General features: G+C 61.8%; 2 protein-coding genes. Both read right to left on the bottom strand.

Annotated elements, in window-relative coordinates; genetic code table 11:
• The coding region (locus AB7849_RS19500; RefSeq protein WP_369501569.1) for a cation transporter at positions 1 to 203 on the bottom strand (203 nt) is incomplete at its 3' end.
• 94 nt (positions 204 to 297) lie between these two features.
• On the bottom strand, positions 298 to 624 hold the full coding sequence (locus tag AB7849_RS19495) for a P-II family nitrogen regulator (RefSeq protein WP_008209838.1): 327 nt from the start codon (positions 622 to 624) through the stop codon (positions 298 to 300).
• Positions 625 to 684 lie beyond the last annotated feature (60 nt).

The following is a 684-nucleotide window of genomic DNA, read 5'->3' as shown; positions in this document are numbered from 1 at the left end:
ATCGAGCCCACATCGGTGAGCATGTGCCCGGCATCGGAAATCAGGGCCAACGACTTGGCCAGGATGCCGACCACCACCTCGACCGCCATGAAGCCGAGCAGCAGCAACAGCGCGATGGTCAGGTACTTCTTGTCCGCATCCGGTGCCACGCCATGGCTATGGTCGTGATGATGGTCATGTTCGTGGGGCTTGGTTGTGCCCATAGGAGTCTCCAGTGCGGCGGCCACTCTACGTGAGCGCCAAAGTGTTATGACATGACATCGGGAAGGACGGGCGGGAGTGACCCGCCCGTCTTCTTCATTCAGCCCCTTGACCGTCGATGGGCCACGCCCGATCCACCGTGCTCTGGTAGACCCAGCCGGCCACACTCTGACCGGTGCGCCCGTGCAGGCGGATCAACTGCACCGCCCGTTCGGCCTGATCGTCCTCACAGAACACTTCGAGCTTGATCTGCCGGGTCACCCGTTCGCCCAGTTCCATCGAATAGACCTGTTCCTGGCCGTTGAGCGCGGTCAGCAGACCTTTGACGTCGCTCACCGACAGGTAACGAAACCCCGCTTCTTCCAGCGCATGGATGACGTCGACCACGCGGCCACGATGGATGAAGGCCTTCACTTCTTTCATGGGGTCTTCTCCTTGGCGAGGCGCCGGGCGGCGCGTTCTTCGATCCAGTCGTAGAGCACC

The sequence above is a fragment of the Rhodanobacter sp. FW021-MT20 genome, from assembly GCF_041107475.1.
In the GTDB taxonomy this organism is placed as follows: domain Bacteria; phylum Pseudomonadota; class Gammaproteobacteria; order Xanthomonadales; family Rhodanobacteraceae; genus Rhodanobacter_A; species Rhodanobacter_A glycinis.
Note: the sequence above shows the minus strand (reverse complement) of the source record. Positions and strands in the feature narration are given on the sequence as shown.